Here is a 20,025-nt window from a genome sequence, read left to right as displayed (position 1 = left end):
GAAAAGAAGAGTAACAAATTTTTCTTTATTTTTCAAAAACTAGACCAAATTTACTCTGCCTCCTCTAAATTTCTTTAAAATCATAGAAATGTGGTCATTTTTTAGGGTCATTTAATTAGGAATAAAAGAATCGGTTATTTGTAGTTTGGCTGAGCTGCCTTCATGCATGACAGGTGAGGTACTTGTTCGATTATCATATTCTTTTCCGATAGCAACTAAATGAGCCATATTTTTTTGATAATTTTTAGCAAAAACTGTGCTATACAAGATATCTAATAAATAAGAAATTGACGTACTTGTTGTATAACTACTAATTTTTGAATAGAGCTTTTCTCGCGTTGCTAAGTGTAAATGGCAATCGGCAAATTTTGTCAAAGTGTTCTCGCCAATTCCTGTTAGCGCGATAATTGTTGCACCTTGTTGCTTCAAAATGGGGAGAAGCCGTTTGAGCATGCTATTTTCGCCAGTGTAAGAAATCAACAGAACACAAGTATTTTCGTCCGTGCTGTGAGCATCATAAACTTGTTCGCCAATGATTTCTGCTGCACTGGTTTGTTTTTTTATTCGGCGCATTTTTAAAGCAAAATCTTGTGAAATCAAAAGATTAGCGTTAGAAGTAAAAATTTTGATTTGCTTTGATTGATATAATAGTTCGGTCGCTTTTTGTAATTCTTTATGTTCAAGTAAGGAAAGTGTATCTGCAATAGTCGCTTGTTCTAAAGAAGCGATTTTTTGTGCGATCGTTAAAATACTATCATTTTCAACAAATGGTAGATTGGCATCTGTTTGGACAAAATGATTATGTAAATATTGTTGTTTTTTCACAAAAGCTGCTTTGAAATCATTCCAACCATGAAAACCTAATTTTTTTGCTACACGAATCAAGGTAGAAGGGTGTACAAAAGTTTCTTTGGCAATAGCTTTTACTGTAGTGTCTTCAATTTTTGTATAATCGGTAAGAATGTAATTGATCACGTTTGTTTCAGCAGGAGAAAAAGTAATTTCTTCGATTTTTTCTGTTAATAGCATGAAATCCCCTCATTTACGTAGTTTTACTTTATATTGTAAATGACGTTTACGAATATTGTCGAGACTTTTTATTTATCTGTAAATAATAATTGAAAATTCGGGATCGTCTTGCGAATTTGTTTTATATTGTAGATAATATAGCTGTAAATGAATTTGGAAAGAAGGCGAAAAATGAGGAAGAAACTTTATCTTATGCGTCATGGACAAACTCTGTTCAATCAGCTAAAAAGAGTGCAGGGCGCCTGTGATTCACCTTTAACGACACTAGGTAAAGATCAGGCCAAACAAGCAAGAGACTATTTTTTACAAGAACAGATTCAATTTGATGCAGCTTATTCTTCAACTCAAGAAAGAGCCTGTGACACAATGGAAATTGTGCAAGCAGGTGACTCCTATATTCGTAAAAAGGGGTTGAAAGAGTGGAACTTTGGCCTTTATGAAGGTGCGCCAGAGTATTTGAATCCGCCGCATAAACCCGGTGAAGAAAGTTACGGGGATTACTTTTTAGATTATGATGGCGAATCAGTTGATCAGGTAGCAAGCCGTATGTCGCAAACGTTAACACAAGTTATGGACGATTTAACTGGAGAAAATGCACTGGCAGTAAGTCATGGAGGCGCCCTTTATTCATTTTATTTAAAATGGCGGCAAGAAAATGACCAACGTCCCACTTTTTCGAATTGCTGCATTTTGGTTTACGAATACCAAAATGGTGAATTTTACTTACAAACGAGTATTGATCCTGGGAAATAGGGGAAAGCGATAAATGAATGCAAAAATTGTATTTTTAGATGTGGATGGCACCTTAGTAGATTATCATAACCAATTACCAGAAAGTGCTGTAGAAGCTATCCATAAGGCACAAGAAAATGGGCACCAAGTATATACGGTGACTGGCCGCGCAAAAGCAGAGATGTATGACTCCCTTTTAGCGATTGGCTTTGATGGCTACATAGGCGGTAACGGTAGTTATATCGAATCACAAGGCCAAGTGGTAAAAGAAAAGACGCTTACAGGAGAGGATACAAAGCAAATTGTCGATTGGTTAAAAGGCCGTGGATTGGAATTTTATTTAGAAAGTAATAATGGGTTATTTGGCAGCGATAACTTTAATCAACGGGGCCAAAAAACGATACAGGAATACGTTGCTTATAAAGGAAAACCAGATGCTCAGCAAGCAACGCCTGCAACTGTCTTTCCAAATATGATTTATGGTGGAACTTTATATCGCGAGGACGTTAACAAAATTAGTTTTATTTTAGACAGCTATGAGGATTTCTTAGCAGCCCAAAAGATGTTTCCATCTTTGAAAGTTGGAACATGGGGTGGTGTTGGCGAAAAAGCTTTGTTTGGCGATATTGCTTTAAAAAATATTGACAAAGCAGTAGCGATTGATGAATTGTTAAATTTTTTGGCAAAAGATGTAAGCAACTCTCTCGCTTTTGGGGATGCAAAGGTGGATATTCCTATGTTGCATCATTGCCAAATTGGCGTGGCGATGGGAAATGGTGGCAACGAGATTAAAAAAATTGCTGACTATATCACTGCATCTGTAGAAGATGACGGTTTATATAAAGCATTTGAACATTTTCAATTAATTTAAATGAAAAAGAAAGTAGGAAGTAAAATGGGATTTAGAAAAGACTTTTTATGGGGCGGCGCAACGGCTGCTAATCAATGTGAAGGTGGATATAACGAAGGCGGACGTGGTTTAGCCAACGTCGATGTCGTACCAAATGGACCAGATCGTGCAGCAATTATTTCTGGTCAAAAGAAAATGTTTGATTTTGATGACAAACATCATTTCCCTGCAAAATTAGGGATTGATATGTATCATCGGTACAAAGAAGATATTGCTTTATTTGGTGAAATGGGCTTTAAAACTTATCGTCTATCCATTGCCTGGACACGTATTTTTCCTAATGGTGATGAAACTGAGCCAAATGAAGAAGGCCTGCAATTTTATGAAGATTTGTTTAATGAATGTCATAAATATGGTATTGAACCGCTAGTAACGATTACCCACTTTGATTGCCCTATGCATTTAATTAAGGAATATGGTGGTTGGCGTAACCGGAAAATGGTCGCTTTTTATGAACGTCTTTGTCGTACACTCTTCAATCGTTATAAAGGTCTAGTAAAATACTGGTTGACTTTTAATGAAATCAATATGATTTTACATGCACCATTTATGGGCGCTGGTTTGTATTTCGAAGAAGGCGAAAACGAAGAACAAGTCAAATATCAATCTGCACACCATGAATTAGTATCAAGCGCGATTGCCACCAGAATTGCGCACGAAGTAGATCCGAATAACCAAGTAGGATGTATGCTGGCTTCTGGGTCCTATTACCCATACAATTGCCGACCTGAAGATGTTTGGGAATCTCGTAAAAAAGATCGGGAAAGTTACTTCTTTATCGATGTACAATCACGCGGTGAATACCCAGCTTACTTCTTGAAAGATTTAAAACGCCAAGGCATCGATATTAAAATGGAAGATGGCGATGAAGAAATATTAAAAGAAAATACCGTAGACTTTATTTCATTTTCTTATTATTCTTCTCGTGTAGCTACTAGCGACCCTGAATTATTGAAACAAACACAAGGAAATATCTTTGCTTCGGTTGAAAATCCTTATTTAGAATCAAGCGAATGGGGTTGGCAAATCGATCCACTAGGTTTACGCATCACAATGAACGATATTTATGACCGTTATCAAAAACCATTGTTTATTGTAGAAAATGGCTTAGGTGCCATCGACCAACCTGACGAAAATGGTTATGTTAAAGATGACTATCGCATCGATTATTTGGCTAAACATATCCAAGCGATGAAAGACGCTGTTGAAATCGATGGTGTTGATTTGATGGGTTACACCAGCTGGGGATGTATCGATCTGGTTTCAGCGGGTAGCGGCGAAATGAAAAAACGTTACGGTTTCATTTATGTGGATTTAGATAATGAAGGCAATGGGACATTGAATCGTTCGAAGAAAAAATCATTTGATTGGTATAAAAAAGTTATCGCATCAAACGGTGAAGATTTATCTAATAATTAAAATTTTCAGCTAAAAATACTGAATAGCAAACCATAAAAACCCCTGATAGGACATTGAAAGCAAAAAGTCCTAACGGGGGGTTTTTAGTATGTGAAAAAGAAAAACACTTTTTTAGGCCATATTGTCTGAATATCAATAGACTGTGATATAATTAAATTGACAAAATAAATAAAGAGGTGGTTTGTTATGTCCTGGAAGGAAATTTATGAACAATGGGCAAATGATGATTCGCTGGATAACCATTTAAAAGAACAGCTAGCCGAGCTAAAGGGAAAAGAAACAGAGTTAGAAGATGCTTTTTATGCACCGCTTGAATTTGGTACCGCAGGGATGCGTGGCGTTTTAGGGCCAGGTATTAATCGAATGAATATTTATACCGTTCGCCAAGCAACGGAAGGCTTAGCAAACTTTATGGTTAAACAAGGGTTTGATGCCGCAAGAAGAGGTGTAGCGATTGCTTATGATTCGCGCCATCTTTCTCAAGAGTTTGCGCTAGAAGCAGCTAAAACATTAGCTTATCATAATATTCCCGCTTATGTTTTTGAAAGTTTACGACCTACACCAGAGTTATCTTTTGCTGTTCGTTACTTAGGAACATTTACCGGTATCATGATTACAGCTTCTCACAATCCGCCAGAATATAATGGTTATAAAGTATACGGTGAAGATGGCGGGCAAATGCCACCAGCGGATGCTGATCTTGTGACAGCCTTAATCCGCGAAGTGGACAATCCTTTAACCATTCCTGTGATGTCAGAAACAGCGGCTAAAGATGAAGGCCTTGTTACAATGATTGGTGAAGAAGTCGACCAGGCTTATTTAGCAGAATTAAGTACGGTAACCATTGATCAAGATGTGATCGATCAAATGGGAGATCAATTAAAATTAGTTTACACACCTTTGCATGGTACTGGAAAAATGCTAGGCGAAAAAGCTTTACGCCAAGCAGGTTTTAAAGAATTTATTTTAGAACCAGAACAAGCGGTAGCTGATCCTGATTTTTCAACAGTGAAATCGCCCAACCCAGAGGAAACTTCAGCATTTGAATATGCGATGCGTTTAGGAAAAAAAGAAAATGCGGATCTGTTAATTGCGACCGACCCTGATGCCGATCGTTTAGGGGCTGCAGTGCGGATGCCAAATGGTGAATATAAAGTACTTACCGGTAACCAAATCGGCGCTTTGTTTATTCGCTATATCTTAGAAGCTCGTAAAAAAACCAACGCTCTGCCAGAAAATGCAATGATCTTAAAATCAATTGTTTCGAGTGAACTGGCTACAGCAATTGCCCAAAGTTATGGTGTTCCTGTTACTAATGTACTAACGGGATTTAAATTTATTGCTGAAAAAATCAAAGAATTTGAAATTGACAATAGTCATACTTTTATCTTTGGCTTTGAAGAAAGCTATGGTTTCTTAGTTCAACCTTTTGTACGCGATAAAGATGCCATTCAAGCACTTGTTCTACTAGCAGAAGTTGCTGCTGCTTATAAGAAACAAGGAAAGACACTGTATGATGCATTACAAGAAATTTTTGCTGAGTATGGTTATTATGCAGAAAAAACAATTTCATTGACTAAGGCTGGACAAGAAGGTTCTGCTCAAATTGCCGCTTTAATGAAATCTTTTAGAGAACAAACCCCAACTGAGTTTGCAGGTATCAAAGTAGTTCAGACGGAAGATTTTCAACAACTTATCCGTAAAAATGCAGCAGGCGACACTGAAAAAATTGCGTCACCACCGTCCGATGTTTTAAAATATACATTAGAAGACGAAAGTTGGCTGGCGATTCGTCCTTCCGGTACGGAACCCAAAATCAAATTTTATATTGGTGTAAAAGCTGATTCTGATGAACGTGCCGAACAAAAAATTGAGCTACTACAAGCTGCGATCAATGAAATCACTGAAAATTAGTTGTATAATAGAGACATTTCTTGCTAAACTAGCAAGCGGAGATTATCTAGGACAAGGATTATAACGATTTTTGTCCTAGCTTTTTTCACTCGAAAAATTGTAATAGGAGGTCGTCATGGCTAAAACACCAATTCAAGATATTGAACATGTCAGCCAAATTTTTAAAGTACTGAGTGACGTGACGCGTTTAAAGATCGTACTGGCAATAAAAGAAGGAGAAAAAAACGTGACAGCTATTGCTCAGGAAGTGGATATGGAACAATCTGCTGTTTCTCATCAATTAAAATTATTGCGTGATAATCGTGTAGTAAAAACTAAAAGACAGGGAAAAGCAATACTGTATAGCGTTGATGATGCCCATATTTTAGATATTTTAGAACAAACCTTTAGGCACGTTCAGCACCGCTAAAAAAGGACTTTCAAGCAGAAAGTTCTTTTTTTCTTGATGAAATTTTGTTATGCTTAGACAAGAAAATTAGAAATTCGTGAAAATGTTTTTAACGTGAAAGCACAATGCTTTAATTTTTTCTCAGGACATGATTTTGCAAAACGAATGTCCTATTTTGAGCTATAGGACAAAAGAATAGGAAACAAATGTCTTTAATAATAAAAGAGCATAAAATTTTCGGGTTTAATAACATCTTTAAAGGAGTAAGTATGGATAAAGAAGTAAAGATCGCTGTCTTAGGTTTAGGTGTTGTGGCCAACGGTCTTGTTGAAAACTTAACAGCTGCCAAAGAAAAAATTAAGCAACAGACAGGTTTAACCTTTTCGATTGCAAAAGTATTGGTACGTTCCAAGGAAAATAAAAAAAAGCAAGCTGAAAAACACCAACTTGTATTAACAACTGAATTTGATGAAATTCTAGAGGATTCTGATATTGCTATTGTGGTGGAATTAATCGGCGGTATTCATCCTGCTAAGGAATGGATTGCCCAAGCGCTACAGCATAAAAAACATGTCGTTACAGCCAATAAAGATTTAATTGCACAATTTGGCAATGAACTAACGGCTATTGCAGAAGAAAATAATGTTTCGTTGTTTTATGAAGCAAGCGTTGCCGGTGGCATTCCGATTTTACAAACATTAAATAGCAGTTTTATCGCAGATGAAATTACCGAAATACAAGGGATTTTAAATGGCACAACTAATTTCATGCTGACTCAGATGACAGAAGCAGAAATTTCTTATGATGAGGTTTTAAAAACTGCTCAATCTGCAGGTTTTGCCGAATCAGACCCTACCAATGACGTCGATGGTTGGGATGCTGCTTATAAATTAATGATTTTAGTTCGATTAGCATTTAGTAAAGACCTGTCATTAAATGATGTTCAAATTAAAGGAATACGTGAAATCACACAAACGGATATTTTTTACGCCCAAAAATTTGGATACCAGATCAAACTACTTGCCCAAGCAGAAAAAGTCTCTGGAGAAATTTATGCTGCAGTATCGCCAGTTCTTATTTCCCAGACTCATCCGCTAGCGTTGGTCAAAAACGAAATGAATGCTGTATTTATTGAAAGTGAGGCCATCGGAAGTTCAATGCTCTATGGGCCTGGCGCTGGAGCATCGCCGACTGCTGCAAGTGTTGTGACCGATATTTTAAAAATTGCCCAAAACATGATAGATAGTTCGCAAGCACTACAAATGAGTACGTCTGATTTACCAAGCTGTAAAATCCATGAAGAAATGACGTCTAGCTATTATCTCTTACTTTCTGATTGTAAGGTTGATTTACCGGCATTTTTAGAAAAACAACAAATCACGCCGGTGTTTTTTAAACAACAACCAAAAAACACAGGGGCCGCTTTCATTACAAATCAGTTAACAGTAGAGCAAAAGAACTCGTTGCTGGAACAATTGCAACAAGTGAGTCATATCAAACAAATATTAAGTGTTTGGGGGAAATAGAAAATGAAAATCTGTGTGCCAGCTACAAGCGCTAACTTAGGTCCAGGCTTTGATTCTTGCGGTGTTGCCTTATCAAGTTATTTAACAATAGAAATTATAGAAGAAGATACCAAATGGACAGTGGACCATGAGTTAGGGGATGCAATCCCTCATGATGAACAAAATCTGCTTATACAAACAGCTCAACAAGTTGCTCCTGGGCTAAAACCTCAGCATTTAAAAATGACGTCTTCTATTCCAATTGCGCGTGGATTAGGCAGCAGTTCTTCGATAATTGTTGCAGGGATTGAACTAGCAAATCGGTTGGAAAACTTAAACTTGACTGAAAGACAAAAAATTGAAATTGCTACTTCGATTGAAGGGCATCCTGATAATTGTGCCCCGGCTATTTGTGGAGATTTTGTGGTTGCCAGTTACTTTTTTAATCAAAATAAACCGACCATTCATTATGTAAAGCACTATTTTCCTGAATGCCAGATTATTGCTTATATTCCTCATTCACAAGTATTAACAAAAGAAAGCCGCAGCGTATTGCCTGAGACACTTTCCTTTGAAGAAGCAGTCAAAGCGAGTTCGATTGCTAATGTGATGATTGCAGCCGTTTTAAATGGTGATTTGCGTCTTGCTGGAAAAATGATGGAGCAAGATCGTTGGCATGAAGCTTATCGTCAAGAATTTGTACCACATTTAGCCACGATCCGAGAAATTGTCAAACGAAATGAGGGTTATGCTGCATTTCTCAGTGGAGCAGGACCGACTGTTTTGATTTTAACTAGTGAAGAAAAATCGGACTTAATTACATTTGAATTAGAGCAAATGGAAGGATCTGCTCAGATCGAACAGCTATCGGTGGACCGTGAGGGCGTTCAGGTATTTTAAAAAAAAGGCAGGGACATCGTTTATTTCCAACAATGATTCACGAATAACTAGAACTCCAGTCTTCAGTCCTTTGAAACAAGGACCTACAGAACTACAGGAGCAAATTTCTAGTTATTCAGAAAACGATCATTGTCGGAGACTTTGTCCCGGCCTTTTTAAATATCGTTAATTTCGCCTTCTGAGCCGTAATACCCATGATCTTCCAAGCCTAATTCGTTCATGACCATTGAAGCCGTTTCTTCAATGGATAATGAAGCGACATTAATGATAATACAACCCAGCTGATCATAAAGATCTTTAGCAAATGCGAGTTCTTCTTTGATCTTATCGATATCTGAATAGGCAGAATCTGGACTCAGTCCATAGGCAATCATCCGTTCCTTACGAATGGTATTAAGCACTTCTGGGTCGTTTGTTAAACCCACGATTTTATTGGGATTAATTTCCCAAAGTTGTTTAGGAATATGAGCTTGCGGAACAATCGGTAAGTTGGCAACTTTTAAGTTTTTATTAGCTAAAAACAAACTTAAGGGTGTTTTGGAAGTACGTGATACACCCAACAATACAATATCGGCTTCTAAAAATCCTCGTGGATCTTTTCCATCATCATACTTAACGGTAAATTCCATCGCTTTAATGCGTCTAAAGTAATTCTCATCTAAGTGATGCATCGCACCTGGTTCGTTTGAAGGTTCTACTCCCGTTCTGTTAGTAACTTCTTCAACCGGCGGCGTCAAGATATCGAACTGATAAAGCTGATGTTCTTGGCAAAACTGGTGAGTAATTTCTACCAAATGTTTATTAATTAGTGTATGCAAGATGATTGCATTATAGTTTTTTGCATCATTTAAAGCTTTAAGTAATGATTTATCTGTGGTAATGAACGTACGTCTGATTAAGACGAACTCGACTGCAGGATATTGCGCCATAGTAGCTTGGGCTAATTTTGAGGCAGTTTCTCCGGCAGAATCAGAAATTACAAATATAGTTACGTTCGTTTTATTGCTTTCTTCTGTCATGTTGTTATCCCTCGCTTGCAATTTAATTATGATTATTATAACATAGATTCAGAAATGGAATCGAAATGGTTTTGGTTTGGAGGAAAATGAGATGGAAAATCAAACTATGGTTAAAGAAGCCGTGCACCAAATGAAGGATTACGGTTTTAAGTATACAAAAAAAAGAGAAGCGATTATTTCCTATTTGGCACAAAACAATCGCTATGTTGCGGCAAAAGAATTACATGATTTTTTAAATCAGAAATACTCTGGTATTAGTTATGATACGATTTACCGTAACCTACGTGATTTTTCGACCATTGGCATTTTAGAAGACACTGAACTAGATGGTGAAATGAAGTTTCGCTTTAACTGTTCACTCCAAGGAGCCGAACATCATCATCACCATTTTATATGTACGGTATGTGGTAAGACAAAAGAATTAACGACTTGTCCCATGGACTTTTTCCAAGATCAATTACCTGGATGTACGATTGAAGACCATCGCTTTGAAATTTTTGGCCACTGTGAAAACTGTCAAAAAATTGCTTAAAAATAACCAAAGCCATCTGTTTAAGAGGTGGTTTTTTCTTTTAAATAGAGGTAAGAAAAGGCCATGTGCCAAAAATGTAGATGAAATAAAAAATCTTTCAAACAGACGGAGATTGAGAGCCGTTGTTTGAAAGAATTTTTTTATTGATCTTCGAAATAGTCATTGTCTTCTAAAAATTGCTCAGCAACAATAGAAGGCTCAACCAAATTGTTATCTGCTTGGTAGTTTAATTCTTGCATAGTTTCTGTATCGATCGCGCCGACTAATTTGTCCAAGATATCTTCGGCTTCGGGATATTGATCTAGAAATTCTTGATTGGCAATAATGGTCGCATCATAAGGCGGGAAAAACTGCCGATCATCTTCTAACATGACCAGATTGTTACTAGCAACACGTCCGTCAGTAGAGTAGCCTAACACCACATCTACACTGCCTGCAGCTACTGCGTCATAAACTAAACCGATCTGCATCGGCAACATTTGGTTAAATTCAAAACCGTACTCTTGAATAAAGCCTGGGTAGCCATCGCCTTCTCGTGTTAACCAGGGGCGGTCCGTACCTACGGTTAATTGATCAGAAATTTCTTCTAGATCACTGACTTTTTCCAAATCATACTTATCTGCTGTATCTTGTCGAACCATAAAAGCAAAAGTGTTGTCAAAACCATAAGAAGGAAAACGAACTTGATCATAGCGTGATTTAAATTCTTTTTTGGTCACGTCAAAAGTTTTTTCCGGCTCCTTAATGGCATCCATTTGCAAAATCGTAGTAACATCAGTTCCGGTATATCTAGCTGCTGCAATATCAGCATCGCCATTTATTAAAGCTCGATGACTAATCTGGGCGGTGCCCAAATTGTTAATAACGCTGGTTGGTTGATCTGTGTAGTGTTCGATCATGCCGCTTACAATGCTAGATAAAATTTGTGATTCGGTTGTAATGCTGCCTGCGATTGAAATAACATCAGAATCTTTATTCGAAGGCAAACCTGGTAAAGAAAAACCCGACAAAAATATGAAACAAAACAACAATAAAAAGGCTCTTTTTCCTTTTTTCATAAGTTGCGCTCCTTTATCAAAATAGTTTGCGATATCTTTTATAAAGTATGCTTGAAAAAGGAAAAAATTACAACTTATACATCCGGCAAACGAAACGATGGTGTTTGTCAGTGAAAAAATAGTCCCCAAAGCGTTGAAATATCGGGTAAGTTACATCTCTAATTTTCTTTTATAATGAAAGCTTCTTATTAGGGGGGATTTTTGTTATAATTATTTCTAATAAGCGATCTTTAAGGGGGAATTAATCCACTATATGGATTCTAGTCAAATATCAAGCATCATTTTATTTTTGATTTGTTTACTTTTTTCTGCGTATTTTTCATCTTCAGAAACAGCTTTTACTTCATTAAGTACTATTCGCTTAAAAAATGAAGCCAAAGATGGTGATAAAAGAGCAGAAGAAGCAATGAAATTACAGGAGAAGTTTGGCCCATTATTATCAACTGTTTTAATTGGGAACAACTTAGTAAACATTGCTAGTTCTGCTATTGCGACGGTCTTTTTTGTCAACCTTTTTCCTAGGTATGGAGCAACAATCTCTACAATTGCTACCACTATACTTTTATTACTATTTAGTGAAGTTGCGCCTAAATTATTAGCAAAATTAGCGCCAGAACGAGTGGCTAAATTTTCAGCGCCTACTCTAAGGTTTCTGATGTTTCTATTTAAACCGCTTGTTTGGTTGTTAAGTCAGTGGCAACGTTTTGTTAAAAATCTGGTCCCAGTTGAGGCTACTCAATCTATTAGTGAAGAAGAACTGCTTTCTTTAGTAGATGAAGCGAGAGTTGAAGGAAGTATTGAAACTGAGGAGCATCGATTAGTTAAAGCAGCCATTGAATTTGATGACGTTGACGTTTCTTCTATCTTAACACCACGAGTAGATGTTGTGGGTATCAATATTGAAGATTCTGATGAAAAAATTGAACATGTTTTTGGACAAAATACTTATTCTCGTCTCATTGTCTACGAAGAAACGGTAGATAATGTGGTCGGAGTTTTACATGAAAAAAATTTCCATCGATATTTACGAGCAAAAGAGGAGAATCGCTCGAAAGTTTCTACTATTGAAAGTTTACTTTCTGAAGTGTTGTCTGTTCCTCCAACGATCAAGTTAGCAGATTTATTGAAAATGATGCAGCGTGATAAAAACCATATGGCTATTGTAGTGGATGAATACGGAGGAATGCTAGGTATTGCTACTATGGAAGATGCTTTAGAAGAACTTGTTGGAGAAATTTGGGATGAAACCGACGTTGTTCAAAAAGATGTAGAAGTGATTGAAGAAGGAAAAGCTTATAGAATCAAAGGAACCTATTCATTGGATAAGTTTTTTAACCTATTTGATATCAATAACGATTATGAATGGCTTTCTAATACTGTGAGTGGTTTTGTTATTGAACAGTTAGAAAGAGTTCCGGAAACAAACGATTCGTTTACTTTTGATAACTTGTATGTCACAGTGACTAATGCTCAGAAACGACGTGTAAATGAGGTTTTAGTCGAAAAAATTGATTCCGCTGAAAATAGCTAACGGATAATGAAAGAACTGTAAAAAATTTAAAAGCATGAAAGATCCTTTCAAGTTAAGTCGGTAGTGATGACTGTTACTTGAAAGGATCTTTTTATTGATCTTTTAAATAATTGTTTTCTGTTAAAAATTGTTCAGCAACGATAGAAGGTTCAACTAAATTATTATCGGACTCATAATTTAATTCCTGCATGGTTTCTGTATCGATCGTACCTACTAATTTATCTAAAACACCTTTGGTTTCAGGATATTGTTCTAAAAAGCTTTGATTTGCAACCATTGTCGCATCATATGGTGGGAAAAACTGCTGATCATCTTCCAACATGACCAAATTATTGCTAGCAATCCGTCCATCTGTCGAATAACCCAAGACAACATCTACGCGGTGAGCGGCTACTGCATCGTAAACAAGCCCAATTTGCATCGGCAGCATTTCATCAAATTCAAAGCCATATTCTTGAATAAAACCTGGATAACCATCTCCGGCTCGCGTGATCCAAGGGCGATCTGTTCCAACAGTCACCTGATCAGAAATTTCCTCTAAATCGCTAACTTTTTCTAAATTGTATTCTTCAGCTGTATCTTGCCGTACTAAAAAGACAAAGGTATTGTCAAATCCATAGGAAGGAAAGCGATATTGATTATAGCGAGACATGACTTCTTTTTTGGATACATCAAAAGCCTTTTCTGGATCTTTAATAGCATCCATTTGCAAAATGGTGATGATGTCAGTACCGGTATATCTAGCTGTAGAAACATCGGCGTCTCCATTGAGTAAGGCTTGCTGGTCAATTTGTGCCGTGCCCAAATTATTAATAATACTAGTCTGGTAATCAGTGTAATGCTCAATCATACCACTAGCAAGACTAGCTAAAATCTGCGATTCGGTTGTAACGCCGCCCGTAATAGAGATGACCTCGGAATCTTTATTTGAAGGTAGCCCCGGTAAAGAGCAACCAGTCAAAAACATAAAACAACAGAACAATAAGAAGATACTTTTCCCCTTTTTCATAAGGCGCCCTCCTTGTATTAAAATATTTTGGTATAACTTAAATTAAAGTATGCTGGAAAAAGGAAATAAATACAACTGATACTTTTATGTCATAAGTGTAAAAATCAATTGAGGTTTTATAGTGGAAAAAAAGAGTACTCTTTTCATTAGGCTGTAGCAGACACTAAAAACAGAGGTAATTCTTTACAGAATCGGTCATAAAGAAAGGGCCCTTACGTTGTAGAAAAAAATAGGTAAGACACTAGTTGCCTTTAACGTTATGAAAAAATAAATTTGTGACAAAGGTCGGATTTACTAAAGTTATACCATGACTTTCATAAACTAGTGAGGTAAATGATGTTTTACCTCACTAGTTTGCTAGTTCTATGGGATAACTGTTTTTTTAGACCATCACTTTTGCTTTCTTATGTGCTAAATTTAGCCAAAAGCTCTTTTTTCATCCCTTTTCCTTAAACTAAGAACATAACTTCGCCAAACTCGTGGGACTATTTGTAAGCTATCCCACTAGTTTGCTATTCTTATGCGCTTATTTTCTTTTTACCCCACTATTTTCTTCAACTAGTGGTATAAATTTTTACCAATAAATATTTTTTCTATCTTTTGCTTCTCAGAAAGGGGGGAATTGAGTTGCGCTTTTTATTCTTTCGAACATAGAGAGAAAGTCAGCGTTTTATTCCCACGTATAATAATACCAACAGCAAAAACTGACAATATTATTATACGAGTTAGCCGTGTTCTGATACATGTAAAGTGCTGCTAAATTTTTTATAATAGAATCCATAAGAAGCCAACTCTATCATTAGTGATTGTCAGTTTAGTTACAAAAGCACAGTTTCTTTTATTCATCCGTTAGGAAACCACAATAAATTTGTCACTTACCGCCCTTATTATAGTGAATTAAAACAATAATTCTGCCTGTGCCTGTATTTAAAAATAGATAACCCTTTTAACAAAATAACTTGACACATTTTCTGGACTTAGCTATAATTTTTAGTGGACAGTATTGTTGTTGGAGTAATTATTATTCTAATAACAAGAACGGTTACTATTTGAGCTCGGAGGGAGGGAATTATATGTCAAAAACAGTCGTTCATAAAAATGAATCTCTTGATGATGCTCTTCGTCGCTTCAAACGTTCCGTTTCAAAAGCAGGTACATTGCAAGAATCTCGGAAACGTGAATTCTACGAAAAACCAAGCGTGAAACGTAAGAAAAAATCTGAAGCAGCTAGAAAACGTAAAAAATATTAATTTCAACTGTAAAGAAGTGGAGCTGGTAGTGTGACACTGCTTACGAAGTTAAACGACGATATGAAAGCTGCTATGAAGAACAAGGATAAAGAGTCTTTGCAAGTCATTCGCATGCTCAAAGCATCGTTGCAAAATGAAAAGATTAACTTAGGACGTGACTTGACCGAGGAGGAAGAATTAACGATTATTTCGCGTGAGATGAAACAACGTCGTGATTCTTTAGCCGAATTTGAGAAAGTTGGTCGTGACGATTTAGCTGAAAAAACGAAAAGTGAAATTGCAATCGTTGAAAACTATTTGCCTGCTCAATTGACAGAAGAAGAAATTCGGCAAATTGTCAGTGAGGCAATTGAACAAACAGGCGCTAGCTCGCCCAAAGAATTTGGGAAAGTGATGGGCGTGGTAATGCCTCAAGTAAAAGGTAAAGCAGATGGCAATCAAGTCAATGCAGTCGTCAAAGAGTTATTAAATCAAAAATAATGATAGAAGCTGTTGCGAGTCTTTTAAAAATGCTCGCAACAGCTTTATTTGTTTACTCTATTATATAGACCAAAGCAATTTTTCTTTTGGCTTTTCTATGGTATGATATGGTAGAATCGTTGCGGTTAATCACGTGCCGTTTATGAAAATAAAAAATTAAAAGGATGAAAGCAGCGAGAAAATCACAAAGAAAAATCTAATTTTTTGTAGATAGCTGTAGTAAAAGGAGCGAGTTTTTTGACGGAAGATTTTACGTCTTTTGAATTAAAAGTAACACAACCGCAGGATATGGATCTACTTTTAGGGACACACGATAAACATGTCAAACTAATCGAAGATGCAACAAAAACGACAATTCGTGCCCGCGGAGAAATCATTCAAATCCAAGGAAGCCAAGCCCAGGTTGAAGTGGCTATTTCTGTATTTCAATCTTTACAAGAATTAATCCATCGAGGAATCCAATTCGCTACACCTGACGTGGTTTCTGCCTTGAATTTAGCCAATCAAGGGGAGCTGTCCTCCTTTATTGAAATGTACGAAAAAGAAATTATTAAAGACCACAATGGAAAACCCATTCGTCCTAAAAATTTAGGGCAAAAACGATACATCGACGCCATAAATAAACACGATGTTACATTTGGTATTGGTCCAGCTGGAACGGGTAAAACGTTTTTAGCTGTTGTTTTAGCAATTGCTGCATTAAAAAAAGGTACGGTTAAACGTATTATCTTGACTAGACCGGCGATTGAAGCAGGAGAAAGTTTAGGCTTTTTGCCAGGGGATTTAAAAGAAAAAGTAGACCCCTATTTGCGTCCGGTATATGATGCTCTTTATCAAATTTTTGGTGTGGAACATACGAACCGTTTAATGGAGCGTGGTGTGATTGAGATTGCGCCTTTAGCTTACATGCGAGGACGTACGTTAGATGATGCCTTTGTTATTTTAGACGAAGCGCAGAATACGACGGTTGCGCAAATGAAAATGTTTTTGACGCGTCTTGGCTTTCATTCGAAAATGATTGTTAATGGTGATATCAGTCAAATTGATTTACCTAAAGGGGCAACAAGTGGCTTAGTAGATGCGCAAAAAACGTTAAACAACATCAAAAACATTGCTTTTGTCAATTTTGACGCAAGCGATGTGGTAAGACATCCTGTTGTAGCCCAAATTATTGAAGCTTATGATAAAAAATAATCAGGCTTCATTAAAAAAACAGCCTAAAGCCTCAGTTTGTTTATACGATAAACAACAGAGGAGGGAGGAAAAGTATGATCATTGCACCTTTAAAACGATTGAAAAATAAAATGGGGAAATATTTTGTACCTGTTTTGTTGACACTCTTTTTTTTAATTATTAGTGGAATACTTTTTTCTAGTGTCCATCAAAATGATACGAATTATCAAGAAGGTCAAGTCGCAGAAGAAAGTATCCGAGCCAATAAAACAGCTGAAAATACCCCAGTAACTAACCAGAAGAAAGAATTAGCAGCTGAAGCTGTCGTCCCAGAGTATACTTATCAAGAAGAGATCTCTAGTGAACAGCATGACTTGATTGAACAATTATTTGATATGATTGATGGGGTACGAAAAGATAGCGCAGAAGAAAATGAAGAACGTAGAGAAGACGCAGAAGATAGTGATTCTGCCAATGAAGTGACCGAAGATGAAAAAATGGCTGCCATGAAAAAAGAACTGGAGCAAGTGGATGGCGACGATTTAAATTTTTATCAAAAGATTCCTGATGACTTTTACCGGATTGCTTTTGATTTAAGCCAGGATGATTTGGCTCAAGTTAAAGAAGAAAGTTTGTCAATTATCGATCAGCAAATGACCGAACAAATCCAGCAAGAGGATTTAAGTGAAGCACGGCAAGATGCCGAGCAACAAGTTGAAGGACTTGATTTATCCAGCGAACAAAGCGAAGCTGTATCTTATCTAGTAGATGAAGGAATCATTGTCAATACGTTTTTAAATGAGCAAAAAACTGATGAATTGAAACAAGAAGCCGAAGATTCGGTACAACCGGTGATGATTTATCAAGGAGAAATCATTGTTCGGGAAGGCTCGCAAATTGATTCATCAGCGATTCAAAAGCTTAATGTATTAGGTATGACTGAGAAAAACCAATCCTTTTTCCCATTTGTTGCAATTATTTTAGTTTCATTACTACAAATTATTGTTCTACTTTATTTCACTCATCCGTTAAAAAGTAAAGATGAGCGAGAAAATCAGTTGGTTTTTTATGTAGTAGCGATGACTTTAAGTATTGTATTTATGAAGTTTTTCCAACTTTTCCAAACAGAAGCAATTGCCTACATACCGTTATTCTTCCCTGCGGCGTTTATACCTTTAATTTTGAACTTGTTTATTAATCGTCGTTCCGGAATTTTAGCAGCTGCTTTTCAGGTAGTGCTAGCAAGCTTTATTTTTTATGAATCCGTAGGCACTAATGTTTTGCCTATTATTCTAATTTCTTATATGTTTTCTGGCCTTTTGGGAACTTTATTGCCAAGAAAACGTATTTCTCACCAAGGACAACAGTCATTGCTGTGGATAGTTGTATTTCCTTTCTTGGTAAGTATTGTTTTATTAGTTTTACAAGGCGTCAATTTTGCTGACAGTCAAACTTGGATTGCGCTAGCTTGTAGTTTGGCAGGTAGTATTTTGTCGTTGTTAATGGGCGTTGGTTTATATCAATTTATTGAACTAATGGTAACGGATGATAGTGATATTGTTTTAAATGAATTAAGCAATCCAAATCATCCAATGCTGAAAAAACTATTAGAAGAAGCGCCTGGTACTTATCACCATAGTATGATGGTAGCTAATTTAAGCGCGAATGCGGTAGCTGAAATTGGCGGGAGAACTTTATTGACACGAGTAGCATGTTATTACCATGATATTGGTAAATTAAAACACGCAAATTTCTTTGTCGAAAACTTGCCACAAGGAGCGGAAAATCCCCATAATTTCTTACTGCCAGAAGATAGTAAGCAAATTATTTTTGGACATGTAACTGATGGTGTCGCAGTTTTGGAAAAAGAGAAGATGCCGCAAATGGTGATTGATATTTGTCAGCAACATCATGGAACTACCCTGATGAAATTCTTTTATGTCAAAGCAAAAGAACGTAATTCTAAGATTACTGAAGAAGACTTTCGTTACCCAGGTCCGATTCCGCAGACCAAAGAAGCTGGTGTAGTCAGCATTGCAGATAGTTGTGAAGCAGCTGTTCGAGCGATGGATGAGCCAACCAATGAAAAAATTAAAGAATTTGTTTCTAATCTAATGACCGACCGGATGCTTGATGGACAATTAGATGATGCTCAACTAACCTTAAAAGAGCTTAAAATAATTAAAAAATCACTCATTGATGGGTTATGCAGTACCTTCCATTCGCGGATTAAATATCCTAAAATGGAATCTGAAGCCGAAAAAATGAAAGAAGAACAAGAAAGAAGTGGTCAATGATGGAAATCACTTTTATTGATGATACAAAACAAGTAACGAAAAAAGAAATGGCAGACATTGAAAGCTTACTACAGTTTGCTGCAGACTATCTGGAACTTCCGGAAAATACTGAAATGTCGATTACCTTTATGGATAATGAGGGTATTCAAGTGATCAATCGTGATTATCGTGGAAAAGATGCACCCACCGATGTAATTAGTTTTGCGATTGAAGATGAAGGAGAAGAGGAGACGCCGATCTTTTTTGCTGACGAGGAGCTAGTTGATTTACCTAATGAATTAGGTGATATTATGATTTCAACTGAGCGCGCTCAAGAACAAGCAGCTGAGTATGGCCACAGTTACGAACGCGAAGTAGGTTTCTTAGCACTTCATGGCTTTTTGCATATCAACCGGTATGATCATATGACACCCGAAGACGAAAAAGTGATGTTTGGATTACAAAAGGAAATCTTGAATGCCTATGGACTCAAACGATAAAAAGCGTAGCGTTGGAAAAAACAAAAATCTGATTAACTCAATTGAATTTGCAATTACTGGCATAAAAACTGTTTATAAAGATGAACGTAATATGCGTATTCATAGCGTTTGTGCAGTATTAATTACTATTTTAGGGCTAATACTGCAACTTGAACGCTTTGAATGGCTTTGGATCGGTTTATGCATTTTTTTAATGCTAGTCATGGAGATATTGAATACGATTTTTGAAAATGTCGTGGATATGGTGACTAATAAGCACTTTCATCCTCTGGGTAAGAAAATCAAAGATACTGCAGCGGGAGCTGTTTTAATTACCGCTATTTTCACTGTGGTTGTCGGCGCACTCATTTTTTTACCGAAAATTTATCAATTACTTATCTATTAGAAAAGAGGAAATCAG

The 20,025-nt window shown here is 36.6% G+C and carries 19 protein-coding genes; 15 read left to right on the top strand and 4 right to left on the bottom strand.

All coding sequences use genetic code 11. The annotated features are described in order from the left end of the window. Window positions 1–111: 111 nt before the first annotated feature. Window positions 112–1,029, bottom strand: a complete 918-nt coding sequence (locus C7K43_RS04935) for a MurR/RpiR family transcriptional regulator (RefSeq protein WP_124005846.1) — start codon at window positions 1,027–1,029, stop codon at window positions 112–114. 171 nt (window positions 1,030–1,200) lie between these two features. On the opposite strand from C7K43_RS04935, the gene C7K43_RS04930 reads away from it, so the two are divergent. The 7 genes from C7K43_RS04930 to thrB all read left to right on the top strand — a co-directional run bounded on the left by C7K43_RS04930 (window position 1,201) and on the right by thrB (window position 8,797). Beyond that, window positions 1,201–1,782, top strand: coding sequence for a histidine phosphatase family protein (locus tag C7K43_RS04930; RefSeq protein WP_124005845.1), 582 nt, complete (start codon window positions 1,201–1,203; stop codon window positions 1,780–1,782). Between the two features lie 13 nt (window positions 1,783–1,795). After that, window positions 1,796–2,632, top strand: a complete 837-nt coding sequence (locus C7K43_RS04925; RefSeq protein ID WP_124005844.1) for an HAD family hydrolase — start codon at window positions 1,796–1,798, stop codon at window positions 2,630–2,632. Window positions 2,633–2,656: 24 nt separating this feature from the next. Further along, the gene (locus C7K43_RS04920) at window positions 2,657–4,090 is read left to right on the top strand and encodes a 6-phospho-beta-glucosidase (protein WP_124005843.1); all 1,434 of its coding nucleotides are present in this window, start codon (window positions 2,657–2,659) and stop codon (window positions 4,088–4,090) included. Between the two features lie 186 nt (window positions 4,091–4,276). Then, on the top strand, window positions 4,277–6,004 hold the full coding sequence (locus C7K43_RS04915; RefSeq protein ID WP_124005842.1) for a phospho-sugar mutase: 1,728 nt from the start codon (window positions 4,277–4,279) through the stop codon (window positions 6,002–6,004). Window positions 6,005–6,119: 115 nt separating this feature from the next. Next, the gene (locus C7K43_RS04910) at window positions 6,120–6,413 is read left to right on the top strand and encodes an ArsR/SmtB family transcription factor (protein ID WP_124005841.1); all 294 of its coding nucleotides are present in this window, start codon (window positions 6,120–6,122) and stop codon (window positions 6,411–6,413) included. 248 nt (window positions 6,414–6,661) lie between these two features. Further along, window positions 6,662–7,918, top strand: coding sequence for a homoserine dehydrogenase (locus C7K43_RS04905; RefSeq protein WP_124005840.1), 1,257 nt, complete (start codon window positions 6,662–6,664; stop codon window positions 7,916–7,918). 3 nt (window positions 7,919–7,921) lie between these two features. After that, window positions 7,922–8,797: a homoserine kinase gene (gene thrB / locus C7K43_RS04900; protein WP_124005839.1), complete on the top strand. Its 876-nt coding sequence runs from the start codon at window positions 7,922–7,924 to the stop codon at window positions 8,795–8,797. Between the two features lie 155 nt (window positions 8,798–8,952). Here the strand turns inward: thrB and C7K43_RS04895 are convergent, their stop codons facing one another. Further along, complete coding sequence (locus C7K43_RS04895) at window positions 8,953–9,816, bottom strand: pyruvate, water dikinase regulatory protein (protein ID WP_124005838.1); 864 nt, start codon at window positions 9,814–9,816, stop codon at window positions 8,953–8,955. 91 nt (window positions 9,817–9,907) lie between these two features. On the opposite strand from C7K43_RS04895, the gene C7K43_RS04890 reads away from it, so the two are divergent. Then, window positions 9,908–10,348, top strand: coding sequence for a Fur family transcriptional regulator (locus tag C7K43_RS04890; RefSeq protein ID WP_124005837.1), 441 nt, complete (start codon window positions 9,908–9,910; stop codon window positions 10,346–10,348). A 140-nt stretch (window positions 10,349–10,488) separates the two neighbouring features. Here the strand turns inward: C7K43_RS04890 and C7K43_RS04885 are convergent, their stop codons facing one another. After that, the gene (locus C7K43_RS04885) at window positions 10,489–11,406 is read right to left on the bottom strand and encodes an osmoprotectant ABC transporter substrate-binding protein (protein WP_124005836.1); all 918 of its coding nucleotides are present in this window, start codon (window positions 11,404–11,406) and stop codon (window positions 10,489–10,491) included. 253 nt (window positions 11,407–11,659) lie between these two features. Here C7K43_RS04885 and C7K43_RS04880 point away from each other — a divergent pair, with 253 nt between their 5' ends. Further along, on the top strand, window positions 11,660–12,937 hold the full coding sequence (locus C7K43_RS04880) for an HlyC/CorC family transporter (RefSeq protein ID WP_124005835.1): 1,278 nt from the start codon (window positions 11,660–11,662) through the stop codon (window positions 12,935–12,937). Window positions 12,938–13,028: 91 nt separating this feature from the next. Here the strand turns inward: C7K43_RS04880 and C7K43_RS04875 are convergent, their stop codons facing one another. Continuing rightward, window positions 13,029–13,946: an osmoprotectant ABC transporter substrate-binding protein gene (locus C7K43_RS04875; RefSeq protein ID WP_124005834.1), complete on the bottom strand. Its 918-nt coding sequence runs from the start codon at window positions 13,944–13,946 to the stop codon at window positions 13,029–13,031. 1,073 nt (window positions 13,947–15,019) lie between these two features. Between C7K43_RS04875 and rpsU the strand changes: the two genes are divergently transcribed. From rpsU to C7K43_RS04845, 6 genes are all read left to right on the top strand, one after another. Next, window positions 15,020–15,196 carry a 30S ribosomal protein S21 gene (rpsU, locus tag C7K43_RS04870; protein WP_124005833.1) on the top strand — a complete coding sequence of 59 codons (177 nt, stop codon included), beginning with the start codon at window positions 15,020–15,022 and terminating at the stop codon, window positions 15,194–15,196. A gap of 30 nt (window positions 15,197–15,226) precedes the next feature. Further along, window positions 15,227–15,676 carry a GatB/YqeY domain-containing protein gene (locus C7K43_RS04865; protein WP_124005832.1) on the top strand — a complete coding sequence of 150 codons (450 nt, stop codon included), beginning with the start codon at window positions 15,227–15,229 and terminating at the stop codon, window positions 15,674–15,676. Between the two features lie 288 nt (window positions 15,677–15,964). Beyond that, a complete protein-coding gene (locus C7K43_RS04860) occupies window positions 15,965–16,870 on the top strand; it encodes a PhoH family protein (RefSeq protein WP_371859829.1) in 906 nt (301 codons plus the stop codon). A gap of 74 nt (window positions 16,871–16,944) precedes the next feature. Further along, complete coding sequence (locus C7K43_RS04855) at window positions 16,945–19,146, top strand: HD family phosphohydrolase (protein WP_124005830.1); 2,202 nt, start codon at window positions 16,945–16,947, stop codon at window positions 19,144–19,146. Further along, window positions 19,146–19,625 (top strand): rRNA maturation RNase YbeY, encoded by a 480-nt coding sequence (gene ybeY / locus C7K43_RS04850; protein ID WP_124007244.1) that lies wholly within the window; start codon window positions 19,146–19,148, stop codon window positions 19,623–19,625. Before C7K43_RS04855 ends, ybeY begins: the two co-directional genes overlap by 1 nt. Beyond that, window positions 19,603–20,010 (top strand): diacylglycerol kinase family protein, encoded by a 408-nt coding sequence (locus C7K43_RS04845; protein WP_124005829.1) that lies wholly within the window; start codon window positions 19,603–19,605, stop codon window positions 20,008–20,010. The genes ybeY and C7K43_RS04845 overlap by 23 nt, the downstream gene beginning before the upstream one ends. The last annotated feature ends 15 nt before the right edge of the window (window positions 20,011–20,025 follow it).

Origin of the sequence: Tetragenococcus koreensis (assembly GCF_003795145.1) — a bacterium.
Classification (GTDB): Bacteria; Bacillota; Bacilli; order Lactobacillales; family Enterococcaceae; genus Tetragenococcus; species Tetragenococcus koreensis.
Note: the sequence above shows the minus strand (reverse complement) of the source record. Positions and strands in the feature narration are given on the sequence as shown.

Coding starts and splice junctions, on each gene's coding strand:
- C7K43_RS04935 (WP_124005846.1), bottom strand. CDS start 1,029: ATGCTATTAACAGAAAAAATCGAAGAAATTACTTTTTCTCCTGCTGAA.
- C7K43_RS04930 (WP_124005845.1), top strand. CDS start 1,201: ATGAGGAAGAAACTTTATCTTATGCGTCATGGACAAACTCTGTTCAAT.
- C7K43_RS04925 (WP_124005844.1), top strand. CDS start 1,796: ATGAATGCAAAAATTGTATTTTTAGATGTGGATGGCACCTTAGTAGAT.
- C7K43_RS04920 (WP_124005843.1), top strand. CDS start 2,657: ATGGGATTTAGAAAAGACTTTTTATGGGGCGGCGCAACGGCTGCTAAT.
- C7K43_RS04915 (WP_124005842.1), top strand. CDS start 4,277: ATGTCCTGGAAGGAAATTTATGAACAATGGGCAAATGATGATTCGCTG.
- C7K43_RS04910 (WP_124005841.1), top strand. CDS start 6,120: ATGGCTAAAACACCAATTCAAGATATTGAACATGTCAGCCAAATTTTT.
- C7K43_RS04905 (WP_124005840.1), top strand. CDS start 6,662: ATGGATAAAGAAGTAAAGATCGCTGTCTTAGGTTTAGGTGTTGTGGCC.
- thrB (WP_124005839.1), top strand. CDS start 7,922: ATGAAAATCTGTGTGCCAGCTACAAGCGCTAACTTAGGTCCAGGCTTT.
- C7K43_RS04895 (WP_124005838.1), bottom strand. CDS start 9,816: ATGACAGAAGAAAGCAATAAAACGAACGTAACTATATTTGTAATTTCT.
- C7K43_RS04890 (WP_124005837.1), top strand. CDS start 9,908: ATGGAAAATCAAACTATGGTTAAAGAAGCCGTGCACCAAATGAAGGAT.
- C7K43_RS04885 (WP_124005836.1), bottom strand. CDS start 11,406: ATGAAAAAAGGAAAAAGAGCCTTTTTATTGTTGTTTTGTTTCATATTT.
- C7K43_RS04880 (WP_124005835.1), top strand. CDS start 11,660: ATGGATTCTAGTCAAATATCAAGCATCATTTTATTTTTGATTTGTTTA.
- C7K43_RS04875 (WP_124005834.1), bottom strand. CDS start 13,946: ATGAAAAAGGGGAAAAGTATCTTCTTATTGTTCTGTTGTTTTATGTTT.
- rpsU (WP_124005833.1), top strand. CDS start 15,020: ATGTCAAAAACAGTCGTTCATAAAAATGAATCTCTTGATGATGCTCTT.
- C7K43_RS04860 (WP_371859829.1), top strand. CDS start 15,965: ATGGATCTACTTTTAGGGACACACGATAAACATGTCAAACTAATCGAA.
- C7K43_RS04855 (WP_124005830.1), top strand. CDS start 16,945: ATGATCATTGCACCTTTAAAACGATTGAAAAATAAAATGGGGAAATAT.
- ybeY (WP_124007244.1), top strand. CDS start 19,146: ATGGAAATCACTTTTATTGATGATACAAAACAAGTAACGAAAAAAGAA.
- C7K43_RS04845 (WP_124005829.1), top strand. CDS start 19,603: ATGCCTATGGACTCAAACGATAAAAAGCGTAGCGTTGGAAAAAACAAA.